Raw genomic sequence first — 2,464 nt, forward strand, 5'->3', positions numbered from 1 at the left:
TTACTTTAATAAGGATGTATCTGAATTAAATTTAGCAGAGTGCGCAATGCTTGCAGGTATCACGAATAACCCTTATAGATTTAATCAACACGATCAAGCTAAGGCTAGACAAATACAGGTACTTAATGATATGCTAGAACAAGGATATATATCAAAGGATGAGTATCAAGAGGCAGTCGATGATCCGACTTTGTTTGCATCAGAAATAGATTAATTGAGTAGGGAGTTAAATATGTTAAAATTTGTTTATGACGAAAAAGAATATATAATAGAAAAAGATAAAAATGTATGCTTATTAAATGATGAAGAGAAACCAGTGAAGGGCTTGAGCTTAGACGATATACTTGATATGCTTGTAGATTTAGATGAGATAGATTTCGATATCCAATACTATAAGGAAGCGTGTGTTGAGTGTCTTGCTGGAGTTAAGGAAAAGCAAAAATTCTTTCCTTTTTTAGAGTATCACTTCTATATATACACTAAAAATCAAAATTTTGTTATAAGTGATATCCAAAATGAATATGAAGGTCAGTCTTTTAATAAGCTTTTGAAGGCTAAAAAAGTAGACGACAGCTATATAGTTAGTCTTATAATTTGTAAAAATTGTCAAGATACATTGATTCAAATAGAAAACTGTGTAGTTTAAATATAAATAGAGATATATATGGAGAATTATAATGTGTTATTTATAATTCTCTTTTAATGTATAATTTTGTATTATGGGGAGGCATGTATGAATATAAAAAGAATATTGTACTTATTAGTTAGACTGTTTATAGGCTTTTTCTTGTATGGTCTTGGAATAGTCGTTATGGTAAATGCTCAAATCGGACTATCTCCTTGGGATGCGTTTCACCAAGGAATATCACTGAAGACTGGAATCACTATGGGGCAGGCTTCTATAACAGTAGGTCTTGTGATAGTTATATTAGATGCAGTTCTAGGAGAAGGTGTAGGCTGGGGAACTGTGCTTAATATGATCTTTATAGGTGTATTTCTAGATATGATAAAGGCTGCTAATATAATTCCTGTTGCAGATAATTTATTTATGGGAATTATTATGATGATAATAGGGATAATTATTTCTGCGGTTGCGACAGTGGTGTATCTAGGTGCAGGGCTTGGAAGTGGTCCGAGGGATGGACTTATGCTTGCACTTAATAAAAAGACGTCTAAGCCAGTCGGAGCTCTTAGAACTGGTATAGAGCTTACAGCATTGGTAAGTGGATGGCTTTTAGGAGGTCAAGTTGGTCTTGGTACTGTTATGAGTGCGTTTGGTCTTGGTTATGCTATTCAGATAGGATTTAAAATTTGCAATATAGATTCTAAGAAAATTAAGCATAGAATAATAACAGACGATATTAGATATATAAAGGAATTATTAGAAAATAAAAAAAGTGCATAAATTCAAGATAACTATGTAAATCGAAATTGCTAAGCTATCGATGAAGATTAAATTAAAAGGGATAGATCATAAATTATGATGATATCCCTTTTTAAGTACATAAATTAACTATCTAGCTTTAAAAGTGTTGCAGCTAGCATCCATATCATTGATTTGTACAGCTGGAGCGTGGCAAAGCTTTTGTTCGTTATATACGCAGTTTACGGCTTCACATTTGATCTCAGCAGTTCCTACTGCGTGTTCTTCGTGACAGCAGTGACCTGCATTACTAGAAAAAGAAGGAGCTTCATTTTCTCTAAAAGTAGCACAATAAGTATCTGCAACAGTTGTAGCTGTGTCACCGTCTACGTTGATTTTACCAGCGTAACATTCGCGATGTTTGTTATAGACACATTTTTCAGCATTGCATTTTAAATTTTTCATAATTGATTACCTCCATAATTTTTCTTTAGTATGTGCAGGATTGAAAAAAACTATTCATCTTTTTTTAAACATTTAGAGCATAATAGTATAACATCATCCTCTGTTTCTCGTCCAAATTTTTTATTTAGGTGGTAGACTTCAACATTTTCGTTCGAGTGGCAGATAGTGCATCTGTAGTGATTTTTGTATAAAATTTGCTCTCTAAATAATTTCCAGTATAGGCTGTTTAAATAATCCTCGTATTTAACCTTTATGCATGCTTCTAAAAAATTTAGATATAAATTGTCCAAGTCAGAGGTAGTTAAATCGGAGTGTTCTACCTCAAAGTGTTCGCAGCAGTCTTTGGGATCTGGAGTAGAGTCGTTGATTACGCATTTAATCTCGTATTTAAAAAATTCATCTGGTCCTTCTAAAGTCAGATGAGAGCACAGGCAACAGCAGTCCTTAGGTAATTTATTTTCAATTTCTTTTATTTTATCGTTCATATAAACCCTCCATTATTAACAATTCCATAATTATCGATTTGAAATAAAGACTTTTTTATCATTTTATTTATATTTGATAAAAAATATTACTTTCCCTACTTAAATTTAAAAATTTATTCTAGCAAAATAAAGGAATTTATATTTGAAAAAA

Annotated in this window: 5 protein-coding genes; 3 read left to right on the forward strand and 2 right to left on the reverse strand. The window is 31.9% G+C overall.

Annotated elements, in window-relative coordinates:
- The 3 genes from SPD90_RS14210 to SPD90_RS14220 form a co-directional block, all read left to right on the forward strand.
- Positions 1-214: transglycosylase domain-containing protein (locus SPD90_RS14210; RefSeq protein WP_320925660.1), on the forward strand; the 214-nt coding region annotated here is incomplete at its 5' end.
- Positions 215-232: 18 nt separating this feature from the next.
- On the forward strand, positions 233-646 hold the full coding sequence (locus SPD90_RS14215; protein ID WP_320925661.1) for a DUF3785 domain-containing protein: 414 nt from the start codon (positions 233-235) through the stop codon (positions 644-646).
- 87 nt (positions 647-733) lie between these two features.
- Positions 734-1,405, forward strand: a complete 672-nt coding sequence (locus tag SPD90_RS14220) for a YczE/YyaS/YitT family protein (RefSeq protein ID WP_320625117.1) — start codon at positions 734-736, stop codon at positions 1,403-1,405.
- Between the two features lie 108 nt (positions 1,406-1,513).
- On the opposite strand, the gene SPD90_RS14225 is transcribed toward SPD90_RS14220, so the two are convergent.
- Positions 1,514-1,828, reverse strand: a complete 315-nt coding sequence (locus SPD90_RS14225; RefSeq protein ID WP_320625116.1) for a DUF1540 domain-containing protein — start codon at positions 1,826-1,828, stop codon at positions 1,514-1,516.
- Between the two features lie 50 nt (positions 1,829-1,878).
- On the reverse strand, positions 1,879-2,313 hold the full coding sequence (locus SPD90_RS14230) for a hypothetical protein (RefSeq protein ID WP_320925662.1): 435 nt from the start codon (positions 2,311-2,313) through the stop codon (positions 1,879-1,881).
- Positions 2,314-2,464 lie beyond the last annotated feature (151 nt).

Source organism: Intestinibacter sp., assembly GCF_034113885.1.
GTDB lineage: Bacteria > Bacillota > Clostridia > Peptostreptococcales > Peptostreptococcaceae > Intestinibacter.

Excerpts from the sequence above, each read along its gene's own strand:
- SPD90_RS14215 (WP_320925661.1), top strand. The coding sequence starts at position 233 with ATGTTAAAATTTGTTTATGACGAAAAAGAATATATAATAGAAAAAGAT.
- SPD90_RS14220 (WP_320625117.1), top strand. The coding sequence starts at position 734 with ATGAATATAAAAAGAATATTGTACTTATTAGTTAGACTGTTTATAGGC.
- SPD90_RS14230 (WP_320925662.1), bottom strand. The coding sequence starts at position 2,313 with ATGAACGATAAAATAAAAGAAATTGAAAATAAATTACCTAAGGACTGC.
- SPD90_RS14225 (WP_320625116.1), bottom strand. The coding sequence starts at position 1,828 with ATGAAAAATTTAAAATGCAATGCTGAAAAATGTGTCTATAACAAACAT.